The following is a 415-nucleotide window of genomic DNA, read 5'->3' as shown; positions in this document are numbered from 1 at the left end:
CCTGGTCGCCGTCCTCGCCGGTCCCGCACTCACCGCGGCCGACCTCGACGAGGTCGCCGGGCTGGTCCGGGCGTTCGGGCTCACCCCCGTACTGGTGCCGGACCTGTCCGGCTCGGTCGACGGCCATCTCGCCCCGGGCTGGCAGCCGACGACGACCGGCGGCACGGGCGTCGCCGAGCTGCGCTCGCTGCGCCACGCCGGCGCCGTCCTCGTCGCCGGCGCGACCGCCGCCCCCGCGGGCGAGCTACTCGCCGCCCGCACCGGCGCCCCGCTGCTGCGCCACCGGCACCTGTCCGGTCTGACCGAGACGGACGCCCTGGTCACCGAGCTGATGGCGCTCACCGGCCGGACCGCCCCCGAGCGGGTCCGCCGGGACCGGGCCCGTCTCGCCGACGGCCTGCTCGACGCGCACTTC

General features: G+C 79.0%; 1 protein-coding gene. It reads left to right on the top strand.

Features of this window, described 5'->3' with window-relative positions:
* On the top strand, positions 1 to 415 hold a 415-nt coding region (locus NBZ83_RS32475), incomplete at both ends, for a nitrogenase component 1 (protein WP_308203856.1).

Source organism: Frankia gtarii (genome assembly GCF_025403375.1).
Taxonomy (GTDB): Bacteria; Actinomycetota; Actinomycetes; order Frankiales; family Frankiaceae; genus Frankia; species Frankia gtarii.
Note: the sequence above shows the minus strand (reverse complement) of the source record. Positions and strands in the feature narration are given on the sequence as shown.